This is a genomic window from Tenacibaculum gallaicum (genome assembly GCF_003387615.1).
GTDB lineage: Bacteria > Bacteroidota > Bacteroidia > Flavobacteriales > Flavobacteriaceae > Polaribacter > Polaribacter gallaicus.
The window spans coordinates 173,580-196,560 of sequence record NZ_QUNS01000004.1; the positions used below are offsets into that span (position 1 = coordinate 173,580).

General features: G+C 31.2%; 26 protein-coding genes. 8 read left to right on the top strand and 18 right to left on the bottom strand.

What is annotated here, in order from left to right; genetic code table 11:
* Positions 1–84: 84 nt before the first annotated feature.
* The 3 genes from dapA to C7448_RS09585 are packed head-to-tail and all read right to left on the bottom strand — an operon-like array spanning position 85 to position 2,575.
* Positions 85–960, bottom strand: coding sequence for a 4-hydroxy-tetrahydrodipicolinate synthase (gene dapA, locus C7448_RS09575; RefSeq protein WP_115901153.1), 876 nt, complete (start codon positions 958–960; stop codon positions 85–87).
* On the bottom strand, positions 960–1,472 hold the full coding sequence (locus C7448_RS09580) for a DUF6913 domain-containing protein (RefSeq protein ID WP_115901154.1): 513 nt from the start codon (positions 1,470–1,472) through the stop codon (positions 960–962). The genes dapA and C7448_RS09580 overlap by 1 nt, the downstream gene beginning before the upstream one ends.
* Positions 1,473–1,501: 29 nt before the next feature.
* Positions 1,502–2,575, bottom strand: a complete 1,074-nt coding sequence (locus C7448_RS09585) for an esterase-like activity of phytase family protein (protein WP_115901155.1) — start codon at positions 2,573–2,575, stop codon at positions 1,502–1,504.
* A gap of 161 nt (positions 2,576–2,736) precedes the next feature.
* On the opposite strand from C7448_RS09585, the gene C7448_RS09590 reads away from it, so the two are divergent.
* The gene (locus C7448_RS09590) at positions 2,737–3,126 is read left to right on the top strand and encodes a DoxX family membrane protein (RefSeq protein ID WP_115901156.1); all 390 of its coding nucleotides are present in this window, start codon (positions 2,737–2,739) and stop codon (positions 3,124–3,126) included.
* Between the two features lie 46 nt (positions 3,127–3,172).
* On the opposite strand, the gene C7448_RS09595 is transcribed toward C7448_RS09590, so the two are convergent.
* The 8 genes from C7448_RS09595 to C7448_RS09630 all read right to left on the bottom strand — a co-directional run bounded on the left by C7448_RS09595 (position 3,173) and on the right by C7448_RS09630 (position 11,278).
* Complete coding sequence (locus C7448_RS09595) at positions 3,173–3,631, bottom strand: GyrI-like domain-containing protein (RefSeq protein ID WP_115901157.1); 459 nt, start codon at positions 3,629–3,631, stop codon at positions 3,173–3,175.
* A gap of 48 nt (positions 3,632–3,679) precedes the next feature.
* Positions 3,680–4,387 (bottom strand): helix-turn-helix transcriptional regulator, encoded by a 708-nt coding sequence (locus C7448_RS09600; RefSeq protein WP_115901158.1) that lies wholly within the window; start codon positions 4,385–4,387, stop codon positions 3,680–3,682.
* A gap of 7 nt (positions 4,388–4,394) precedes the next feature.
* A complete protein-coding gene (locus C7448_RS09605; protein ID WP_115901159.1) occupies positions 4,395–5,051 on the bottom strand; it encodes a lysoplasmalogenase in 657 nt (218 codons plus the stop codon).
* Positions 5,052–5,123: 72 nt separating this feature from the next.
* Positions 5,124–7,121 (bottom strand): NAD-dependent DNA ligase LigA, encoded by a 1,998-nt coding sequence (gene ligA, locus C7448_RS09610; RefSeq protein ID WP_115901160.1) that lies wholly within the window; start codon positions 7,119–7,121, stop codon positions 5,124–5,126.
* 4 nt (positions 7,122–7,125) lie between these two features.
* Entirely contained in the window at positions 7,126–7,689 is a 564-nt protein-coding gene (locus C7448_RS09615) for a hypothetical protein (protein WP_115901161.1), read from the bottom strand.
* A 135-nt stretch (positions 7,690–7,824) separates the two neighbouring features.
* Entirely contained in the window at positions 7,825–8,187 is a 363-nt protein-coding gene (locus C7448_RS09620) for a hypothetical protein (RefSeq protein ID WP_115901162.1), read from the bottom strand.
* A 96-nt stretch (positions 8,188–8,283) separates the two neighbouring features.
* Complete coding sequence (locus tag C7448_RS09625; RefSeq protein WP_115901163.1) at positions 8,284–9,726, bottom strand: glyceraldehyde-3-phosphate dehydrogenase; 1,443 nt, start codon at positions 9,724–9,726, stop codon at positions 8,284–8,286.
* Positions 9,727–9,889: 163 nt separating this feature from the next.
* Positions 9,890–11,278: a trypsin-like peptidase domain-containing protein gene (locus C7448_RS09630; protein WP_115901164.1), complete on the bottom strand. Its 1,389-nt coding sequence runs from the start codon at positions 11,276–11,278 to the stop codon at positions 9,890–9,892.
* A 136-nt stretch (positions 11,279–11,414) separates the two neighbouring features.
* Between C7448_RS09630 and dapF the strand changes: the two genes are divergently transcribed.
* From dapF to mltG, 3 genes are read left to right on the top strand one after another with little or no spacing between them, the layout of a single operon-like run.
* Positions 11,415–12,191: a diaminopimelate epimerase gene (gene dapF / locus C7448_RS09635; RefSeq protein ID WP_115901165.1), complete on the top strand. Its 777-nt coding sequence runs from the start codon at positions 11,415–11,417 to the stop codon at positions 12,189–12,191.
* A complete protein-coding gene (locus tag C7448_RS09640; protein ID WP_115901166.1) occupies positions 12,191–12,715 on the top strand; it encodes a GNAT family N-acetyltransferase in 525 nt (174 codons plus the stop codon). Before dapF ends, C7448_RS09640 begins: the two co-directional genes overlap by 1 nt.
* Positions 12,708–13,736, top strand: coding sequence for an endolytic transglycosylase MltG (mltG, locus tag C7448_RS09645; protein WP_115901167.1), 1,029 nt, complete (start codon positions 12,708–12,710; stop codon positions 13,734–13,736). The genes C7448_RS09640 and mltG overlap by 8 nt, the downstream gene beginning before the upstream one ends.
* A gap of 6 nt (positions 13,737–13,742) precedes the next feature.
* On the opposite strand, the gene C7448_RS09650 is transcribed toward mltG, so the two are convergent.
* From C7448_RS09650 to C7448_RS09665, 4 genes are all read right to left on the bottom strand, one after another.
* Positions 13,743–14,261 carry a thioredoxin family protein gene (locus C7448_RS09650; protein WP_115901168.1) on the bottom strand — a complete coding sequence of 173 codons (519 nt, stop codon included), beginning with the start codon at positions 14,259–14,261 and terminating at the stop codon, positions 13,743–13,745.
* 6 nt (positions 14,262–14,267) lie between these two features.
* Positions 14,268–16,913 (bottom strand): TonB-dependent receptor, encoded by a 2,646-nt coding sequence (locus C7448_RS09655; protein WP_115901169.1) that lies wholly within the window; start codon positions 16,911–16,913, stop codon positions 14,268–14,270.
* Between the two features lie 5 nt (positions 16,914–16,918).
* The gene (locus tag C7448_RS09660) at positions 16,919–17,626 is read right to left on the bottom strand and encodes a GLPGLI family protein (RefSeq protein ID WP_115901170.1); all 708 of its coding nucleotides are present in this window, start codon (positions 17,624–17,626) and stop codon (positions 16,919–16,921) included.
* Positions 17,627–17,693: 67 nt separating this feature from the next.
* Positions 17,694–17,900: a hypothetical protein gene (locus C7448_RS09665; protein WP_115901171.1), complete on the bottom strand. Its 207-nt coding sequence runs from the start codon at positions 17,898–17,900 to the stop codon at positions 17,694–17,696.
* A gap of 217 nt (positions 17,901–18,117) precedes the next feature.
* Here C7448_RS09665 and C7448_RS09670 point away from each other — a divergent pair, with 217 nt between their 5' ends.
* A complete protein-coding gene (locus C7448_RS09670; protein WP_115901172.1) occupies positions 18,118–18,318 on the top strand; it encodes a helix-turn-helix domain-containing protein in 201 nt (66 codons plus the stop codon).
* Between the two features lie 193 nt (positions 18,319–18,511).
* On the top strand, positions 18,512–19,099 hold the full coding sequence (locus C7448_RS16165; protein ID WP_115901271.1) for a peptidoglycan-binding protein LysM: 588 nt from the start codon (positions 18,512–18,514) through the stop codon (positions 19,097–19,099).
* 52 nt (positions 19,100–19,151) lie between these two features.
* Here the strand turns inward: C7448_RS16165 and C7448_RS09680 are convergent, their stop codons facing one another.
* From C7448_RS09680 to dnaA, 3 genes are read right to left on the bottom strand one after another with little or no spacing between them, the layout of a single operon-like run.
* Positions 19,152–19,856 carry an SAM-dependent methyltransferase gene (locus C7448_RS09680; protein ID WP_115901173.1) on the bottom strand — a complete coding sequence of 235 codons (705 nt, stop codon included), beginning with the start codon at positions 19,854–19,856 and terminating at the stop codon, positions 19,152–19,154.
* Positions 19,856–20,299, bottom strand: coding sequence for a low molecular weight protein-tyrosine-phosphatase (locus tag C7448_RS09685; protein ID WP_394342464.1), 444 nt, complete (start codon positions 20,297–20,299; stop codon positions 19,856–19,858). Before C7448_RS09685 ends, C7448_RS09680 begins: the two co-directional genes overlap by 1 nt.
* Before the next feature lie 51 nt (positions 20,300–20,350).
* Positions 20,351–21,775 (bottom strand): chromosomal replication initiator protein DnaA, encoded by a 1,425-nt coding sequence (gene dnaA / locus C7448_RS09690; RefSeq protein ID WP_115901174.1) that lies wholly within the window; start codon positions 21,773–21,775, stop codon positions 20,351–20,353.
* A gap of 172 nt (positions 21,776–21,947) precedes the next feature.
* Here dnaA and C7448_RS09695 point away from each other — a divergent pair, with 172 nt between their 5' ends.
* Together C7448_RS09695 and C7448_RS09700 are read left to right on the top strand one after the other, a co-directional pair.
* Positions 21,948–22,352 carry an acyl-CoA thioesterase gene (locus C7448_RS09695; protein WP_115901175.1) on the top strand — a complete coding sequence of 135 codons (405 nt, stop codon included), beginning with the start codon at positions 21,948–21,950 and terminating at the stop codon, positions 22,350–22,352.
* A 22-nt stretch (positions 22,353–22,374) separates the two neighbouring features.
* Positions 22,375–22,947, top strand: coding sequence for a cob(I)yrinic acid a,c-diamide adenosyltransferase (locus C7448_RS09700; protein WP_115901176.1), 573 nt, complete (start codon positions 22,375–22,377; stop codon positions 22,945–22,947).
* Positions 22,948–22,981 lie beyond the last annotated feature (34 nt).

Sequence of the window (22,981 nt, forward strand, 5' to 3'; positions counted from 1 at the left end):
ATTACTCTTTGTACAAAGATGCTAAAAAAAGACTACAATAACGAAATTGTAGCCTTTTGCATTCTTTATTTTTGTTTAGACAGCTTATAGATTATCTATAAAGTCTGATATTTTCGTTTGTAATTCTTCTGATGCTTTTACCAACGGTAAGCGTACCTCATCTAAACAGATACCTAGTTTTTGTAATACAGCTTTAATTCCTGCTGGGTTATTTTCTTCAAAAATAAGATCTACTACATCCATAAGCTTATAGTGAAGTGCGTAAGCTTCTTTTGCTTTTCCTTCTAATCCTAATTGAATCATTTTTGAAAACTCTTTTGGTAATGCTTGTCCTATTACAGAAATAACTCCTGCTCCACCTGCTAAAGCCACTCCAACAGCCAAATCATCATCGCCAGAAATTACTAAAAAATCTTCAGGTTTCTCTTTTAACAACTCATAGTATTGTTGTTGGTTATTTCCTGCTTCTTTTACTCCAACAATGTTTTCAAAATCTCTCGCCAATCGTAACGTAGTTGCTGGTTCCATATTTTTTGCTGTTCTACCAGGAACATTATACATAATAATTGGCTTAGGACTTGCTAGAGAAATTGCTTTGTAGTGTTGATAGAATCCTTCTTGTGTTGGTTTGCTATAATAAGGAGCAACGGATAAAATTCCGTCTATTTCAGATAAATCTAAAGATTGTAGTTCTTCAACAACAGTTTGTGTGTTATTACTTCCAACTCCTAAAACTAACGGTAAGCGTCCTTTATTTTCTGTAGCAATTACTTTTATTATTTCTATTTTTTCTTCTTTAGTAATGGTAGCATTTTCTCCAGTAGTTCCATTTATTACTAAATAGTTTGTACCGTTTTCAATATTATAATTTACTAACTTTTTAAGTGCTTCAAAATCTACACTTAAATCTTCATTGAAAGGAGTTACTAAAGCTACCCCAGTTCCTACAAACTTTTGCATTATATTTTATTTAAAATCGTTAGGTATTTTTTTAATTCTTTATTTAAAACCGCTTCGTTAAAACTATCATCAGACACTACTATATCGTACAATCTATCATCAATTTCTGCAAAACTAGCTTTAATATCTGCTTCCGATAACAAAGTTACCACATTCGTTAATAAGTTTGGTGTTTTTGTATAGTTTATGAGCAGGTCATATTTGTTTTTAACGAAATTTTTTAAATTGTCAGATTTTAAACTCCCTTTAAAGCCTAAATCTTTTTCAGTAAAAAACTGAGGAGAAGGTTCATATTTTTTTGAGTACTCTTTGTAAACTAGTACTCTTATATCTGTTTTTTCAAAAGGAAAAATGTTTGTTAAGTTGGCTATTACTACATTTACTAAAGCTTCATTGTCTAGCAATATTGCTACACTTTTAACTTTGGCTTCTTTATGTAAAGTATTTACTTTTTTTACAACTAGTTTGTCGTATGTTTTCTGAATAGATTTTTTCTTTAGGGTACTTATCATCTGTAAAAATTACGAATAGCTAATGTATGTTATTTCTCTTCAATTTCTAGTAATAAAAACTGATTTAACTGCTTTCCATACAATTGAAAATTATCATCAGCAGCTAAGATTAACGATTTGTTTCCGTTTGCTAATTTTGGTCCAAAAGTAATCGCTTCAATATTATCGATAATTCCATCAGTTAATTGATTTTTAACAGTACTAAAATCTAACAACAGTTCTTTTTTTAACGGTATATATTCTTCATTTTTTAAAGACTGAATTCCCAATGTGTTTGTTGAAGCTTTATCAATAGTTGCTTTAAATATTCTAACTACATTTCCATGGCTACCATATCCACTTTGATATGCTCTTTCAATTATAAAAAAGTTATTTTTTTGATATTCTAAAATAGCGGTCGTTCCGTTCAGGTTTATGTTTCCTTTAGCTGGTTTATCAATCTTCTCTAATTGATAGGCGAACTGTTTCGTTGCTTTTTTTGATTCGTTATCATAATAGGTAATTCTGATAGGAGATTGTGTTTCACTAAATGTTGGCTCTTCTCCATCCATTGCTAAAGGAGCTTCCATTGCTACCCAAAAACCTTTTCCATCAAAACTTTTCGAAGAGCCTTCAAAAATTCCGTTATGTTTTGGTTTTGCTTCTGATGTTGCTTTGAAATAACTAGGTATTTCTACCTCTTGTTTAAAGTTTCCTTTTATGTCTATTTCAAATATACTTGGGTCTTTTTTATATTGAATAGAACCTTCACTCGTTAAATTAATTGTTCCATTATCAACAAAAATAGATTCTAAATCTAATACATGGTTTTTAGTAAACTGACTGATAGTATCGACTATGATAACATCTTCAAAGGTTACCGATTGTATCGAATCATTTTTAACAGTGATACCTCCTACTAAAATTCTTGGATTCGTAGCATCATCAACTACCATATAGTAGTTGTTATTGTAATAATCAATTCCAGAGATTCCACCGATAACAGTGTTATTAATAACTAAAGAATCTTTCACCAAATATTCATCTAAAAACTTAAGTGTTGTTTTTTGCTTTTTACAAGCTAATAAACCAAAAACGGATAGGGCTAGTACTATTTTTTTCATGTGTTCTTTTTTATTAACTTTTAGTAGTCACATGTAACCTTGATATATATAAAATATAAAGAATATTTTAAACATGTAGGTTTCATACCTGCAAAAGTATTGCTTTTAGTTTATGTAAGCATTAAAAAATGCAACGTCTAATTCAATAGATTTAGTTAATTATGAAAAAATATATTCTTTTAATTTTAAAACTGATAGCAGCTATTATAATGCTTCAAACGTTATTTTTTAAATTTACTGGAGCCCAGGAAAGTATTGATTTATTCACTAAAATAGCTGGAGATAATGAAACTTACATGCGAATAGGCACTGGTGTTTTTGAATTAATTGCTTCTATACTTTTATTTATCCCTAAAAGAATCTGGTTGGGTGCTTTGTTAATTATAGGTTTAATGGCAGGAGCAATTATGAGTCATTTAACCATTTTAGGCATCGAACATAATGGAGATGGTGGCACTTTGTTTATAAGCGCAACCGTAACTTTTATCTCAGGAATAATTTTATTGATTTTCTATAGAAAAAACATCCCGATAGTTGGAGACAAACTATAACTTTACAATACAGAAAAGGACAGCTTTAGAACTGTCCTTTTTTTGATTAATTTACTCCTATAAATATTTCTACTTCAGCATTTGTTGAATCCGATGCTTTTGCTCCATATACTTCATAATCGGAAGTATAAGCTCTGTTAATATCCTCTTCCCAAATCTCTAGCCATTTATCATAAACCACACCCTCAGTTAAATTACCTTGTGCTACATACTTCTTATAGTCTGGAGCTTCTATTCTCTTATACGTCATACCTTCTGGAACAGTAGCTATATCTTTTACTTTACAACCAATGATTGTTGTATATGGCTTGGTATGGTCTGATTCATAATCCGTGTACACAGCATAGATTTCATTGGAAGATTTATTCGGGATTTGTTCGGCTATGTTTTCAGACATAAATCGTTGCCATAAAGCAGGGATATCTTTTGCTGCTTGCTGATTCTCGTTAGTAGTTCTTACTGAAACTCCTACTACGTAAAACGTTTTTTTTTGTTCTGTACTCATCTTTTGTTTTTTAATTTTCAACAAAAGTAAAACCCCACTATGTCAACCCTATGTCAGGGGTACACCATACTTTTCTTGACATATTTTAAAATATTCTTCCAAGGTTATTTCATGAGGAGTGAATACATCATTTAAAACCCTCATATTCTGAATACAATCTAACCTAAATACCCGAAATTCATTTCTCAATTGGCAATACGCTATTAACAACCAGTTTTCGTTGGTGCTATATAAAGCAAAAGGTTCTACTGTTCTCTTTGTAAAGTTGTTTTCAAGTGATAAATAATCTAACTCTAGTAAATGAAAATTTGTAATTGCTGACTGAATTTGAATTAAGTAATTACTTGATTGTTCTTTTTCTGTATTTGCTCTAAAAACAATTCTCTGGGAAAGTAAATCTACCTTATCTTTTTGCGAATATCTTAAGACTGCTTTAATCTTAGTTATAGCTTCTCTGTAGTTTTCAACTAATGAAGTATCTTTGTTTTTCAAAATCAACTGCTCTGCTGTTATCAGTGCATTGGCTTCTTCTTCAGAAAACATGATTGGCGGCAACTGATATCCTTCCTGTAAAAAGTACCCTTTTCCTTCTTCAGTAACCACAGGAACTCCTGAACTTTCAAGCGTTCTAATATCTCTGTAAATTGTACGAACACTTACTTGAAACTTTTTTGCCAATTCAGTAGCCGTAACCAATCTTTTTGACTGCAGTAATGTTACAATTTGAGTTAACCTTGTTAACCTCGGTTTTTCCATTAGAAATTTACTTTTCTTTAGCTATGACTGCCTTAACAATTAAATATTGAGAAACGACATACAATATAATTATAGCAATATTAAATAATGGTTTTGGCATATAAAAGTTATTTAGCGCTATAAGGCTATCAGAAGCGATAAACAATATAGCTCCTAACAACAACCAAGTATTTGCTGTTGTTTTTTGCTGACGATAATTTAGTAATGCAGCCGTACCAAAAATTGAAATAGCGACTCCATATACAATTACAGGAAGTAACATATCTCCTAAATTATTATAAATTAAACCTAACAATCCAACAAATAACAATATAAAAGGAATGGATGATGTTAGTGTTTTTATCGCTGAATCTTTATACAAGAAATTGGTAGTTATTTTTATATAAACAACATGAGCAACCAAGAATGAGGCTAAACCAAACACAAAAAAATTTGTTTTATCTAATAGAAAAACATCTCCCCAAAATGAGAAAAACAACGCTGATAACAACCAAAAACTAGGCTTTTTTACCGATGCTAAATACACCACTGCTAGTGTTGTCATTAGTAGGGGTTTAAAAATCATTTCTACGGTTTTGTTTTGTACAATTACTGCATACACATCAGCAATAGCAACCAATAAAAATATAATGGATGCTAAGGTTACTTTAGTTTGTTTGGTCATATTTTTCTTTTTTAATTTATAAAGATTACTTCACCACACTAGCAATGACACAATTCTCCCTACTGCTTAAAGCTAAGCAATCATATCAATAAAATCTTCTTCAGAAATAATTGGAATTCCTAAACTTTCAGCTTTAGTAAGTTTACTTGGTCCCATATTATCTCCTGCAATGATATAGGTGGTTTTTTTGGAAATAGAACTCGATACTTTTCCTCCATTATCTTCAATCGCTTTTTTAAGTTCGTTTCTACTCATTTGATGAAAAACTCCTGACACCACAAACACTTTTCCTACTAACTTATCTGTTTGACCTTCTAAGCTCTCTGCAGAAACTTCTAACTGAACTCCGTGCGATTTTAGTCGGTTAATTAAATCGATATTTCCTAAATCATTCGAAAAATCAATAATACTTTGTGCAATTCTATCACCTATCTCATCAACAGCAATCAATGTTTCTAAATCGGCATTTAGTAAGTTGTCTATCGACTTAAAATGTTTTGCTAATTTTTTTGCTACGGTTTCTCCCACAAATCGGATCCCTAAAGCAAACAACACTTTTTCGAACGGAATTTCTTTTGATTTTTCAATTCCTTCAATCATATTTTGTGCTGACTTTTCTGCCATTCGTTCTAAAGGAATTACTTGTTCTACTGTTAAATCGTACAAGTCAGCATAGTTTTTTATCAATCCTTCTTTACGTAATAAATCCACTGTTTCACCTCCTAAACCATCAATATCCATGGCTTTTCTACTGATAAAGTGCTTGATTCTTCCTGTAATTTGTGGTGCACATCCAAATTCATTCGGACAATAATGTTTTGCATCTCCCTCAGTTCTCACCAATTCGGTATGACATTCTGGACAATGAGTTGCATATTGAGTTGGAACAGAATCCACTGGACGTTTAGTTAAATCAACAGCAATGATTTTTGGAATAATCTCACCTCCTTTTTCAACAAAAACTGTGTCACCTATTCGTACATCTAATTTTGCTATTTGATCTGCGTTATGTAATGAAGCTCTTTTTACAATCGTTCCTGCCAATTGTACAGATTCTAAATTAGCCACTGGCGTAATTGCTCCCGTACGCCCTACTTGATAGGTAATTTCATTTAATATTGTTGAAACTTGCTCTGCTTTAAATTTATAAGCGATAGCCCAACGTGGTGCTTTTGAGGTATACCCTAATTCATCTTGTTGTTGGTATGAATTCACTTTTACTACAACCCCATCAGTTTCATAAGGTAATGTATGGCGTTTTACATCCCATTCGTTTACAAAGTTTAGCACCTCTTCTATAGATTTTGCTAAAGCAATCGTATCTGGAATTTTAAATCCTACTTTCCTAGCAGCTTCCAAGCTTTCAAAATGTGATGCATATTTACGCTCGGTTGTTACTACTTGATACAATAAACAATCTAACGGACGCTTCGCAACCTCAGCACTATCTTGCAGTTTTAAACTTCCACTAGCGGTGTTACGTGGATTTCTATACGGTTCTTCTTCATTCGCCACTCGCTCTTCATTCATTCTATGAAAACCCTCTAATGGTAAAATGATTTCTCCTCTCATTTCAAAATCAGTAACGAAATCACTATTAGGTAATAAAGGGATAGATTTTATGGTACGAATGTTAGTCGTTACGTTATCTCCTTGAAAACCATCTCCTCGAGTTACTGCTTGTACAAACTGACCATTTTCATAGGTAAGATTAATAGAAGCTCCATCGTATTTTAACTCGCAGGTATATTCGATATCTTCAGTTCCAAGAATTTTTTGAATACGCTTTTCCCAGTCCAATAAGTCTTCTTTAGAATAGGAATTATCCAACGAATACATTCTATTTTTATGAGTAACAGTGTCAAAATTTTTGGTTACCTCTCCTCCTACTCGTTGTGTTGGTGAATTTGGATCGAAATATTCTGGATTTTCATCTTCTAACTGTTGAAGTTCTTTTAATTTAATATCGAAATCATAATCAGATATAGTTGGTGCATCCAACACATAATAACTATGATTGTGTCTATGTAACTCTTCTCTTAATTGTTGTATCTTCTCCTGAACTGTCATCGAACTATTTTCTAACGGTACCTGTAAAATGATTGATTTTTGAATTGATTGGATTTCCTGACGCTCTTCTAAATGAAGCTAGTTGACCTGCATGCCAAATAGCATCGGCAATAGGTCCGTTAATAGCATTCCATAATGGAAACTCTTTTTCTCCAAAAATTATTTTGAATTGTGACACATCATCACTTTCTCTCAAAATATCACTGGCTTGTTTTAAGTTTTCTAAGGTTGTTTTTCTTTTTTCAGTAAATGTCATTTCTGACTTTAGTTTTTTATGAGGAACCTTTAACGCTGCATTTTTAATTACTTCCGACAAACTTAACACATGATCTATTGTTTCTCCTGTGGTTTTTGCTTCTACACTTGGTTTGTATTCTAAATCTTTTTCTGTTAAGCCTTCCGTTGCCCAATAATATCGAAACCCTAACCCATCTATCATTCTACTAATTACAGAACCTGAAGTAAATTCTTTGGTCTCTTTTGGTATTTCGTAATATGGTAATTTAGATTGTGCGTTTGTTGTTATTGCTGCAAATAACAATAGTAGTGGTGTAAGTACTGCCTTCATTTAATCTTATTTTTTGACGCTAATTTAAGGAAAAGATTTATGAGTAGTATATGTAAAATATAGTGTCTATTAAAAATAAAAAAACCGAGGCAATCCCTTACCTCGGTCGTTAAAAAACAAACTATGTATGATAGTTTATTTTTTTAACCACATAGTATAGATGGTTTCTTTATTTCTTGCTGAAACTAGTAGTATTGTTTCGCTAATTTTTTCAATTTTTAAATTTTCTTCAAAACTTTTGTCATCAAACTCTAGCTCATTTGTGTCTGCAATTAACTTCCAAGTGCCACTATCTTCTTTATTGCTCATCATTATCTGATACCTTCCATCAGGACTCAATTCTAGCCAGTTTTTATCATCTGAAAACTCAAATTTTTCATTTCCAATCTTCATTGAATCTACAAACCATTTACCAGAAACTAGTGTTTTTAATTCTTGGGAATAACTTAGTGAAGTAGCACCAAGTATTAGAAATAGTAATACAATTACTTTTTTCATTGAGGGGAAATTTTTAAGGGGTTACTCTTCCTCAAATATACTAAAAAAGCCGAAGCAAATCAATGCTTCGGCCATTTTATCTGTTTTTAACCTATTTTAATAATAAGTATAACGACGTACTTTAGCAATATGTTTTGCTAAACGCATTACTTGATGTGAGTAACCGTACTCATTATCATACCATACGTAAATCACAATGGTATCTCCATCTGCAATTGTAGCCTTACTATCAAAAATAGACGGTGCTGTTGTTCCTACAATATCAGAAGACACTAATTCATTACTTAATGAATATTGAATTTGCTCTACTAAATCTCCTTCTAACGCATATTGCTTCATGATAGCATTTACAGATTCAACTGTCGCTGGAGTTTTTAATTGTAAGTTTAAGATAGCTAAAGATCCGTTTGGTACTGGTACACGAATAGCGCTTGATGTTAATTTACCTGCTAACGCTGGTAATGCCTTTGCTACTGCCTTTCCTGCTCCAGTTTCAGTAATTACCATGTTTAAAGCTGCAGCTCTACCTCTACGGTATTTTTTATGCATGTTATCAACCAAGTTTTGGTCGTTTGTATATGCATGAATTGTTTCTAAGTGTCCTTTTTTAATCCCGAAATTATCCTCTAACACACTTAATACTGGTGTAATAGCATTCGTAGTACATGAAGCTGCTGAGAAAACATCAACATTATCAGGATTGTTTTCTCCATGGTTTACTCCATGTACAATGTTAGGTACACCTGCTCCTGGAGCTGTTAACAACACTTTACTTGCTCCTTTTCCTTTTAAATGACGGTTTAATGCTTCTTCGTCTCTAAAAGCACCAGTGTTATCTATAATTAACGCATCGTTAATTCCGTATTGTGTATAGTCAATATCTTCAGGTTGTGCTGCAGAAATCATATATACAGTTGTACCATTAATGATTAATGCATTGTTATCAGCATCTACTTGAACTGTTCCTAAGAAATCTCCATGAACTGAATCTACACTTAATAAAGAAGCTCTTTTTTCTAGTACTGTTTGATCTATTTTACCACGAGTAACTACCGCTCTTAATCGTAATTGAGAACCTTTACCCATTTTACTACTCAACTCACGAGCTAATAAACGCCCAATACGTCCAAAACCGTACAAGACTACATCCTTTGGTTGAATATTTTCTGCTTCAGTTGCATCTTTTAATTGCTCTTTTACAAAAACTACTTTATCTGCTGATGCATCATCTTGTAAGTGAAATTCATACGCTAACTTACCAATATCTAATTTTGATGGTGGTAAATCGATTGATTGAATTGCTTTAGCTATTTCTAAAGCATCTTCTATTGTTATTGGCTTTGCTACAAACTCTTTAGCATAATCAATTAAGTTTAAAACCTCACTAGCTCTTTTATCTACTAATGGATTTCTAAATAATACTAACTCGATAGATTTATCGTACCATAAATCGTTAACGATGTTAATAAACTCAACCGTAGCTCTTCGAACTTGCGCTTGATTTACTACTTCTTTTTCGTAATTTGTTATTGTTGACATAGTTGTGTGTTAACTAAAATTAAAAAATTTGTGCAAAAATAGGTATTTCTTCTTTATTTTTTATTGGTTTTATAAAAGAAAAAGCCTTGTTAAAACGATTTTAACAAGGCTTTTTCTTTAAAGTATATTATTTATTCTTCTATAAACTTTTTAATACTAGGTATTAATACCTAAACCTTTCAATTTGACCCGATGGACTAATCATTTCTAATAAAAGCCTTTTACCACTACCATATGAACGATCTAACATACTAACAGCTTCTTTTGCATTACTTACTTTCTTTCCGTTAATTTTAGTCAAAATATATCCTTTCCCTACCTCAAACTGTTTGAATGCCATATTCTGAGTACTCTTTATCTTTGCTCCTCCATCTAATTTAAACTTTTTTCTATCTTCTTTTGTAAGGTCTTCAAACTCGGTTTCTAAAACTCTACTTACAGGCAACTTTATAAGTTTAGTTAACTTAACTACTTTAGTTAATTCTTCACCATCTCTATTAATTGTTACATTTACATATTCTCCAGGTCTTTTTGCTGTTAACTGTCCTTTTAAATCTGAAAACTTAGAAATCTTCACATTGTTTACATTCGTAATAACATCTCCTTCTTTTAACCCAGCTTTTTTAGCACCTCCTTCTTCTAAAACTGCTCCTATTCTTACTCCTTCAATGTCTTTTGTTTCTGGATCTATACTAATTCCTAAAACAGCTTCTTGTACTGCTCCAAACTCTAACAAATCATCTACTATTTTTTTAGCAATGTTTGAAGGTACTGCAAACGAATACCCAATAAAAGAACCAGTTCTTGATGAAATAGCTGTATTAATTCCTATTAACTCTCCTCGCGTGTTTACCAAAGCTCCACCACTATTTCCAGGGTTCACTGCAGCATCTGTCTGAATAAATGAATCTATATTAGTATTTCCATCTAAGTCACGTCCTTTTGCACTTACAATACCTGCAGTGACAGTAGATGTTAAATTGTATGGGTTTCCTACTGCCAGCACCCATTCTCCTACTTTTATATTATCAGAGTTTCCAAAAGGCAAATTTGGCAAATCAAAATCAGCCTCTACTTTTAACAATGCGATATCGTTACTTTTATCTGCTCCAATTAAAGTAGCTTTTAATTTCTTTTGATTATTCAACGTAATTTCAATATCATTTGCCCCGTCTATTACATGATTATTTGTTACAATATATCCATCAGGAGAAATAATAACACCGCTACCTGTTCCTACTTGCTCAAATTTTCTTGTACCGCTACCTCTACCATAAAACAGCTCCGCTAACGGGTTTTGCTGTGTTCTTATCGATGTATTTTTAACGTGTACAACTGCATGTACTGTTTTATCAGCTGCCTCTGTAAAGTCCGTTGGCGTTGATGTTGAGTTTATTACTGTTGGCGTATAACTTGCCTTTACTGTTTGCAGTGTTGGTTCTACTGCTTTCTCTACAAAAACTTGCGGTTCTTCTATTATTGTCTTATATCCTGCAAGTGCTATTGCGCCTCCTAATATCGCAATTCCTAAAGTTCCAATAATTTTCTTCATATGCTTACAAAATTTTATACTTCAAATATACTATTTTAACATTTCAAGCAAATATGTTTAACTTCTATTTAACTGATTTTAACCGCTATTTAACAATCTTCTTTCCTTGATAAAATATGTATCTTTGTCCATTAATATGGATTTAGAATTTCACAAATATCAAGGAACAGGCAACGATTTTATCATGATTGATAATCGTTCAAAAACCTTTCCAAAAAACAAAACTGACATAATTGCAAAATTATGTGATAGACACTTTGGTATTGGGGCTGATGGTCTTATTTTACTTGAAGAAGACGCTACTACCGATTTTAAAATGGTGTATTACAACTCAGACGGAAACGAAAGTACGATGTGTGGTAATGGTGGACGTTGCATAGTAGCCTTTGCGCATAAACTTGAGCTTTTCGAAATCGAAACCACCTTTATTGCTATTGACGGATTACATCATGCTTCTATTTCTAACAATCTTGTTTCTTTACAAATGATTGATGTTAATAAGGTGAAAATTTATGATGAGTACGTTTTTACTGATACGGGATCACCTCATCATGTACAACTAGTGAGTAACCTTACTGATTATGATGTGTTTTCAAACGGAAAGAAAATTCGAAACAAGATTTATGGTACCGAAGGTAGCAATGTTAATTTTGTAGAACAAATCACAAACAACACCTTTAAAGTACGTACTTACGAACGTGGTGTTGAAGATGAGACGTTAGCTTGTGGTACAGGAGTTACTGCTGTTGCCATAGCTATGCATGCAACTAAAAAAACAGACAGTTCGTCTATAACTTTACCTGTTGAAGGTGGAGAGTTAGAAGTTTCTTTTGAAGAACAAAACGGAACCTATTCTAATATATTTCTAAAAGGACCTGCTACATTTGTATTTGAAGGTAAAATAAACATTTAGTGCATACGTTAACTGGAACATATATTAAGTTAAGAGCTTTAGAACCTGAAGATTTAGAATTTTTATTTCAAATTGAAAACAATGAATCTTTTTGGGAAGTGAGTCATACACAAGCCCCATTTTCTAAATTTTTATTAAAACAATATTTAGAAAATGCGCATTTAGATATTTTTGAAGCAAAACAATTACGTTTAATTATTGAAGAAAAAGCTACAAATGAATCTATTGGTATGATAGATTTGTTCAATTTTAACCCGCAACATAAAAGAGCTGGCATCGGAATTTTAATCCACCCTGATTTTCAACAGAAAGGATTTGCTTCAGAAGCGCTTCAATTATTAATTAAATATTGTTTTACGCATTTGCATTTACATCAATTATATGCAAACATTACTGATGACAACATCAACAGTTTACACCTTTTTGAAAAACAAAACTTTAAACAAATTGGGGTTAAGAAAGATTGGATATTTCATAACGGAACATATAAAAACGAACTATTATTTCAATTAATCAATGAATAAGAAAATTATTTTAGGAAGTATTACTGCCATTTTTTTAATTGGTGGAATTATTGGTTTTAACTACTATCAAAAAATATTTGGTAAAGCTGTTACTAAAAACGGTGCTATATATATAGGTTCTAATGCTTCTTTTGTAGACGTAAAAAAACAACTTTCTGAATTTGTTAAACATCCTGAAAATTTTGTTTGGGTTGCAGAAAAGAAAAAATTCACAAAACCTAAAGGTGGAAAATACCTATTAAAAAAAGGTATGAACATGAATGATGTTGTAAACCTTTTAAGAAGTGGAAATCAAACACCAATTACTTTATCTTTCAACAATCAAGACACCTTAGAAAAATTAGCAGGAAGGATTGCTGAACAAATCGAAGCAGATTCTATTACTCTTTTACAAGCTATGAAAGATCCTTCTTTTTTAGCAACTAATAATCTTACTGAAAAATCAGCTTTAGGAATATACATCCCGAATAGTTATGAGTTCTACTGGAATACTTCTCCAGAAAAATTCCGTGACAAAATGTTACATGAATACAATCGTTTTTGGACTTCTGCAAGATTAGAAAAGGCTAAAAAACTAAATCTTTCAAAAGAAGAAGTAATTACTCTAGCTTCTATCGTTCAAAAAGAAACAGCTAAAAAAGTAGAACGTCCTATTGTTGCAGGTTTATACCTTAATAGATTAAAAGGTAATTGGCCTTTACAAGCTGACCCTACAGTTATATACGCTATTAAAGAAGTTAAAGGACAAGATTTTGTTGTAAAAAGAGTTTTAAACAAAGATTTAGTAATAAACTCTCCTTATAATACTTATAAAAACACAGGACTCCCTCCTACTTTGATTGCAATGCCTGATATTTCCTCTATTGATGCTGTTTTAAACCATCAAAAACACAATTATTACTACATGTGTGCAAGTGTTGATAAAATTGGTTTTCATGAATTTGCTAACTCTTTAGCACAGCATAATCGAAATGCAGTGAAATATCAACAATGGATGAATCAACAAGGAATTAAAAGATAATCTCTTTTATTCTTCATAAAAGTGTTTATAGGGTTTACCCGATATTATTTTTAGAACATCTTCTTCTAAAGATTCTACAGGAAATTCTACAAATCTACCTAACTCTTTATTTTTTTTATAAAAAATAAAAGTAGGTACCCTGAAAATATCATAACCTTTTTCTATACCTTTTGCTTTTTTCTTGTGATTTACTGCTATTATTTCTATATTTTCCTCTGAAAAACTCGCTTGTTTTAACATTTTCAAAAATAAAGGGATTTCACGTTTACTATCTCCGCACCACAACCCTATAAATGCTTTTATTTTTACATCCTTGAGGTTTTTTTCAAATATTGAAATTAAAGTGTCTTCTATTTCATATGCTTCATAACGAGATTTAAACCAGGTGTCATTATTTTTTTCTAACAAATCATCTTGGGTAATTACCCCCGTGAATTCCCCACCTTCTTCTATTTTAACAGCCCTTTTATTAGAAGAGCAAGAGAAAAACAGAGAGAATAAGATTATATATATTTTTCTTCTCATTTTATACTAAATTTTGTAAACAATTTTAAATACTATGGTTCTTGGAAAAACCAACTCTGTACGCTCACTGAATAATATATCTGAAAGACTCGAGGTTACACGTTCTTTATTATCTAACAAGTTATTTGCTTTTATTTCAAAACCCCAAGGACTATCTTCTTTTTGATAAAAAATAGAAGTATTCATTTGATTAAAAGAGTTTTTTGTTTTTGAAGTTTCGTTTTGATAATAAGAATACAAATTTTCTCCTATAAAAATCCAGTCTCCAATCTCATAATCCACCTGAAAGTCAAACTTAGTTCTATAGGAAGTATTATCGCTAATAAAGCTATTCTTATTTACATTATAGTTTTGACTCAAAGAAACATCAAAATTAGGTCCATTAATATACACTGACTTGAACTTTAATCTTGCCGAATAACTGTCGTCATTTGCTTTTTCCTCTCGCTGATTAAATAACGTTATATAACTTCTATCACCATAATTAACCCCTAAAGAGGCTCTCCAGTATTTATAATTATAAATAGTTTTAAAATCAAGAGAAAGACCTTTTTCAGGAGTTGTAATATTTATAGGACTGTTATAAAAATATATATTATCTGAAATAAAAGTATTCTGAATTTTATTGGTTCTTAACCTGTAACTTACTGTTGGGTAAAAACTCCATCCATAAGTTTTGAACCTTCTATAAGATAAACGAAAATAGTGATAACTGCTTTCTGTTAAGTTAATATTTCCTTGATAAATACTATTAAAATTTATTAATTTTTTATTTCTATTTAGTTGATTATAACTAGGAACATCATTTGTTTTCCTATAATAAAAAACAAGCTTTTTATTTGCATCAAAATCCCATTCTAAATTAACACTGGGTAAAAGCTTTTGAAATGTTCTATTTTTTTCTAATTCGAATTGCTTATTAAACCTATTGTAGTTTAAATACTCTAGTTTAAATGTTAGAAAAGCATCTCCGATTAATTTTTTGTACTCTGCAAAAAAAGAAGAAAATACTTCTTTATTAGAGTTTTCGCTATCAAAATCATCAAACTTATCTAACTCATCGTTTCCTATCAATTGCCCAAGGTTTGAATTATAAGTATTGAAGTATAACTCATTTTTAACTCCAAAATACAAATGATTTCTTGGATTCACTATCCAAAAATGCTTTAATAAAGTTTTAGCTTGATAATTCTCTGAATTTATTTTTTGTCTGACAAAAATATGTTCTTCAGCCTGATCTATAGGTAAACTGTTTGAAAAAATATCTTGAGTACTGAACCAATTTTGATTTTCATTATTTTTTGAAAAAACAAGATTTATCTTAGCTTGAGAAGTATGATCTCTTGAAGACTTCTTTTCTATCTTTAAATTAGATTTTAATGATACATTATCTACCTTATCATTCAAGTTATATAGTAAATCTTCAGAATTAAAATTACTTTCAGTTTCTGATTTATTATTGGCTGAAGATATTTCTACTTTATTTTCAAACTTAATACGAACATCTTCATTTGGTTTTGATTTTAATTCTATTTTCCCTAACAACATATTCTGTCTTTTATCATCATAAATGCGCCTTGTTTCCTCAATAGTATCCACTAAATAATTTTGGTATGAACCCTCAACCGAATTCGTATTATCTTTAAGAGCTATTACGAATGCACTCCAATCATTCTTTTCACTTGTACTGAACTGTAAATTCAGCCCTCCAAATAAATGTTTATTTTCATTATACTTTTTATCCCTTAACAATCTAACAATAGGTGAATTATACAAAGATGAAAAGGAATTTATATCGAAGGCTCCTTCATAAGTGATATAATCTTTTACAGTAAAAGACTTATCTCCTACATTGTTAAAATCTCCAATAAAACTATAATTTATTTTTTCTGAATATCTAAACAAGGTTGGGTGTACTACATATCTCTCTTTTACTCCTCCACCTACTTCGATATCTCCAAAGGCAAACTTCTTTTTATCTTCTTTTAAATTAATATTTAAGGCAATATCTTCTGACGTTTCTAAACCTTTTAGTAAATCACTTTCATGATAATCTTCTATAACCTGAATCTCATCAATTACATCAGCAGGTATGTTATTAACAGCTAGTTTACTATCACCAGTAAAAAACTTTTTATTTTCAACCAATACAGTGGTTACCTTTTTACCTTTAACAGTTACATTCCCTTTTCTATCCACTTCTACTCCTGGTAATTTTTTAAGCACTTGACGTAGCTTACGTTCTTTACCATTAACAAATGCATCTGCCCTATAGGTAGTAGTATCTTTTCTAATTTTTATCGGTTCTCTGTAATTAATAATAACTTCTTGTAGCTCGTTTGGATCCTCTTTTAAAATAAAATCTTTAGTTATAGGCATGTTTGCAACCAAAACATCTTCTTTTAAAGTGATATACCCAATAAAACTTACCGTTATTTTATACGTTGCATTTTTCGTTAAACTTAGCTTATAATTTCCTTTATCATCTGTTACTGTATAGGTAAAGCGAGCCCCTTCTGTTAAAGGTTTTGCTATAATGTTAGCATTCTCCAATATTTCATTTTCTCCTTTTACAACCCCAGAAACTATAACTTGTGCAAATATATTTTTTGCAAACAAACAAGCCAGTACTAATAACAAACTACATCTCATATGATTTAATCAACAGTTACCTTCCTTGCTTTCCTCATTAATACGACCATTCTTTCTGGTGTTATTTTTGTTGCTTCTTTCAGCTTAGGTATTTTAATATTCTTTTTGTGGTTGAGTTTAATTTTTTTTGCAGTATATCTAGCAACATTATTCTTATCTAGTTGAAGTATCAGCCCTGGTAATCCTCCGTTTCCAGCGGGCCCATAAGGTATTGGAATTTCTGGTGTATACCAAGCTGTATAAACTATATATCTTTTATCTTTTCCTACACTGGTTCTTTTATTAATTTGTTTTCTTATTGCCTTGTAACAAGTATAACCTTCTATTACTTTAGTGTCCTCAGTTAACTCCCAACCTGTCATTGATGGATAGCTTACTATATATATTTTACCTCCAATTTCTTTATTTATTAGAGCTTCTTTAGTAAAAGATTTTTGATACCAGTCACTAAAAGCTCCTATTAAAACGTCTGCTAAACCACTATACCTTTTATTAATTGGTATGTTTTTATTTTTATTGAAAATAGATTCATACTTATTATACTTTAGTGTAAATGTTTTTTGTTGCAATTCATTATTTACTCCCATTACTAGAGGGTTATCTAAATTATTTTGCTTTATTGACTCTACACGATACGTCACCTCACCAGTTTGGGAATAAGCTTTTATTAAAAATAAAAACCATAAGAATATAAGAAATATTTTATTTTTCATTCTATTTTTTTTAAAAATGACTAACGGAACTCAAAACAAGCTCCATTAATCATTTAATATTTACCAATTATCCTTTACAGTTTTGAAACTCTATATCATAAAGTACTTCATACTCTGCAGCTGATAATTCATCTCCAAAAACTGCTTCTGCATCTCCTACTGCTTCACAAGCTTGTGCATGACACCTATCACTAAAATACTGATTATCTAGAGTTACAGCATTCGCTGCAGTAAAAGCACTTAAAAAAAGTGCTGATAAAATTACTTTTTTCATAATAAAAATTGTTTTTAAAATTATTTAATAAAAAACTATGATTTGTTATAGTCAGCCATAGCACTACCGACTACATTGCAATGTTCTCCCAAAAATATAATTTCCAAACACTTACACAAAAAAAACATAACCCCTTTTGCAACTAAGTGTTTTCCCTTAACCCCAAAAGTTATAACTTATTTTTTATATTAGCACTGAAAATTAGAAAAAGTAAACTATGGAAAGAGTAAGTATTATTTTAGAGAAAATTAAGAAAGAAAGAGAAAAAGAAGGCTTATCTCAATATGAGTTTGGCAAAAAAATAGGATTGAGTCAAAATGCTTATTTTAAATTAGAAACAGGGAAAACTAGACTTGATATGTATCGTTTTCTGGCTATATGTAAAGTTTTAAATATCCCTCCAAAAGAATTATTTTAACAAAATTTTATTCTCATCAACTTCAACAAAACATTATCAAAAAGTTAATATAAAATAGTTTTTTTTGGTTTTTACCTAAAAAAAACACCAGAAAACAACTGAATCATCAACAGTTAAAAAACTGTAAATTATTGATTTATAGTCTGTTATAAAAAATTACCGTATCTTTGCCTCGCTAAACAGAAAGTAATTAATTATCAGATATTTAGTATTAGTATTTTTAGGATTTGTATTACTAACCAGTTTTACAGAGACTACAGCTAAAAAAGAAAAAACTACTACAACACCAATACCAATTCATAAGGTAGAGAAGGTTAACATTCCTTTTTTATTAAATGATTTTGTAGGGTTTAAAGAAGCTTTAGCTTTTAAAGAATCACAAGGCAGGTATAGAGTAGTTAACACACTTGGATACTTAGGGAAATACCAATTTGGTAAGGAAACCCTAAAGAGATTCAGAATTTACAACACCACTCACTTTCTTAAAAGCCCAAAATTACAAGAACGCACATTTGTCGCTTATTGTAAATTAAACAAATGGATTTTAAGAAAAGACATAAAGAGAAGTGTTGGCAAAACCATTAATGGAGTTAAAATAACCGAATCAGGTATTTTAGCAGCAGCACATTTAAGTGGCGCTGGTAATGTAAAAAAATTCTTACGTTCAAACGGATCTATCCGTTTTAACGATGCTTACGGAACCTCAATACAATCATACCTTAAAAGGTTTGCAGGTTATGATGTTTCTAACATCAAAGCTGACAAAAAACCAACGGTTTAATTAATAAGAAAGTATTAAAAAAGCAAAAGCATCGATTAAATCGATGCTTTTTTTATTTATGAATGATAAAAATTGCTGGTCGCTTATGTAAATCATTCTTTACATGCTTCCATTCTTTTACCGTTAATGTTTTAATATATTCTGTTGGAAGTGTAATATCACACGCCACACAAACTCTTGTATCAGGTGATAAAGTAGCTCGCAAATCATCCAGCATTTTTTCATTTCTATATGGTGTCTCTATAAAAAGCTGCGATTGATTTTTCTCTTTTGAAAGTTTTTCTAAATCTTTAATCGCTCTTTTTCTATCTGACTTATCAATAGGTAAATAACCATTGAATGCGAAACTTTGTCCATTCATACCAGAAGCCATAATTGCCAATAAAATAGACGAAGGTCCTACTAACGGAACCACTTGAATTCCTTTTTGATGCGCTAGCTTAACAATACTTGCCCCTGGGTCTGCTACTGCTGGAACTCCAGCTTCTGAAAGTAACCCTACAGATATTCCTTTCTCACAAGCATCTAAGTAATTCTTAGTTTCTAAATCATCAGAATACTTATCTAACAACATCAACTCTAATGATGGTTGTGATTTTGTTGGCGTAATCCTTTTAATAAATCTTCGAGCAGACTTTTCGTTTTCAACAATAAAACAGTTTAATTGTTCTACTACTTTTTTTACCGATAATGGCATTACTTCTAATGGTTCAGTATCACCTAACGTTGTAGGAATCAAGTATAATTTACCTTTCATTATTTCTGTTCTAATTTTGAAGCTATAATTTCACACGCTTCATCTAACATTTTATATACATTCTCAAAACCTTGATCTCCTCCATAATACGGATCTGGAACATTCCTGTTTTCATTAGGATACAATTCGTTCAGAATCATCTTTACTTTTTCATGTTCCTCTTCATTTTCAGACAAAGCTATAATATCACCATAATTACTCTGATCCATTGCAAAAATCATGTCAAACTTATCAAAATCAGTTTTTATAAATTTTCTTGAACGCTGACCGGTAATATCTACCTCATACTTTTTAGCCACTTCAATAGAACGCTTATCAGGCAACTCACCTACATGGTAACCTGCGGTTCCCGCAGAATCAACTAAAAAATTTTTTGATGACAGTTTTGATTGCAAAATACCCTCAGCAAGCGGAGATCGGCAAATATTACCTAAACAAACCATTAATATTTTTTTCATACTCATAAAAAAACCTCACTAGGTGAGGTTCATTGTTTATAAAGTTAACTTTTTCGTTAAGTCTTCTACATACTTTTTAAACTGCTTATCAGTCTCAGTCAAGTTATCAACAGTTTTACATGCGTGTAATACAGTCGCGTGATCTCTTTTACCAATTTGACTTCCAATACTTGCTAACGATGATTTTGTCATACGTTTTGCAAAATACATAGCCAACTGACGTGCTTGTACAATATGTCGTTTACGTGTTTTTGATTGTAACGTTGCTACATCCATATCAAAGTATTTTGATACAACTTTTTGAATGTAATCAATAGACAGTTCTTTTTTCGTGTTCTTTACAAATTTATCTACAATCTGTTTTGCTAACTCAATTGTAAACTCTTTTCTATTAAAAGAAGCCTGAGCTATCATTGAAATTATCACCCCTTCTAACTCGCGAACATTTGATTTGATATTTTTAGCGATATACTCTACAATTTCTTCTGGCATCTCAACACCGTCTCTATACAATTTGTTTTGTAAGATAGAAATTCTTGTTTCATAATCAGGAGCTTGTAATTCAGCTGACAACCCCCATTTAAAACGAGATAATAAGCGTTGTTCAATATCTTGCATATCAACAGGTGCCTTATCCGAAGTTAAAATAACCTGTTTTCCGTTTTGATGTAAGTGGTTAAAAATATGGAAGAAAACATCTTGCGTCCCTGATTTTCCTGATAAAAACTGTACATCATCAATAATCAATACATCAATCATTTGATAGAAATGAATAAAGTCATTTCTTGTATTCGATTTTACCGAATCTATAAATTGTTGTGTAAATTTTTCAGAAGAAATATATAACACAGTCTTATCTGGATATTTATCCTTTATTTCAACACCAATAGCATGAGCCAAGTGTGTTTTTCCTAACCCAACCCCACCATATACTAACAATGGGTTAAATGAAGTTCCTCCTGGTTTGTTTGCAACAGCCATACCTGCAGAACGTGCCAATCGGTTAGAATCACCTTCAACAAAATTCACAAAGTTGTAATTTGGATTTAATTGAGACTCTATCTTTACCTTTTGTAGTCCAGGAATAACAAATGGATTTTTTAGTTCTCGTTTTGACTCTAACGGAACTGTTACCTTTTGTGGTTTTAAAGGGTTACGGTTTGAACTAGGTATTTTTACTGTTTGCGGACTATTACTGCTGTATGTATTTTCCATACGTACATCGTAAATTAATTTTGCATCACTTCCTAACTGACGAACCAAAGCTACTCTTAACAGTTTTATGTAATGCTCTTCTAACCACTCGTAAAAAAATTTACTTGGTACTTGAACTGTCAAAGCCTCCCCTGCCAATTTAATTGGTTTTATCGGTTCGAACCAAGTCTTGTATGCCTGTGGTTTGATGTTGTCTTTAATAAAAGACAAGCATTCCATCCAAACTGAATCGGCTGTTTTAGTCATATTGGTAAAAAACAATTTTAGTTGTTAATTTTTATTCAGATTTAGGGGACACCAAACACGAAAGTCTGGGTGAACAAAAGTGTGAATAAATTTTAGTATAAAAAAATCAAATCACTATTGACTTTTATTTTTTTTTTGCGTATTGTTAGTCAAATTAAAATGAATTAATCTTTTGCAAAAACATTACACATCTATACGTGTTCGGTATGCTGAAACTGATCAAATGGGAGTAGTTTATCACGGAAACTACGCACAATTTTTTGAGATTGGTCGTACCGAATGGCTACGTTCTCTGGGCGTTACTTACAAATATATGGAAAAAACAGGAATCATGTTGCCTGTTATTTCTTTATCTTGTAACTTTAAAAAATCAGCATTATACGATGATGAATTAACCATTACAACCATTTTAAAAAAAACACCTTCAGTAAAAATTGAATTCGACTATGAAATTACCAATCAGAATAACGAACTTATTTCAACTGGAAACACCGTGTTAGCATTTATTAACAATGAAACAAAAAAACCGATGCGTTGTCCCGATTATATTTTAGATAAATTAGCTATCTTAAAATAGTTAATCAAACAAGTAAAAACATATGAAAATATATACTAAAACAGGTGATAAAGGTACCACTGCCCTATTTGGAGGCACTCGAGTTCCAAAACACCATTTAAGAATAGAAAGCTATGGAACCGTTGACGAACTCAACTCTTACATTGGGTTAATTAGAGATCAAAACATTAACGACACTTTAAAAAAGAAATTAACAAAAATCCAAAGCGATTTATTCACATTAGGAGCAATGTTAGCTACACCACCAGAAAAAGAAACTTTAAAAAGTGGTAAAGAACGCTTAAACATTCCTAAAATTAATGAAGAGTCAATTCAGTTTTTAGAAGACGATATTGACCTTATGAATAAGGACCTACCCCAAATGACACACTTTGTATTACCAGGCGGTCATCAAACCGTGTCATTTTGTCACATAGCACGCTGCGTATGCCGTAGATCGGAACGATTGGCTGTGGCTTTAAATGAAGAAGAAACAATTAGTGAAACTATTTTAAAGTATTTAAACCGACTTTCTGACTACCTTTTTGTGTTGGCACGAAAGTTGACTCAAGACTTACAAGCTGAGGAAATTAAATGGATTCCTGAAAAGCTTTAACTAAGTTCTTTAATTATTGATTTCACATTTTTTA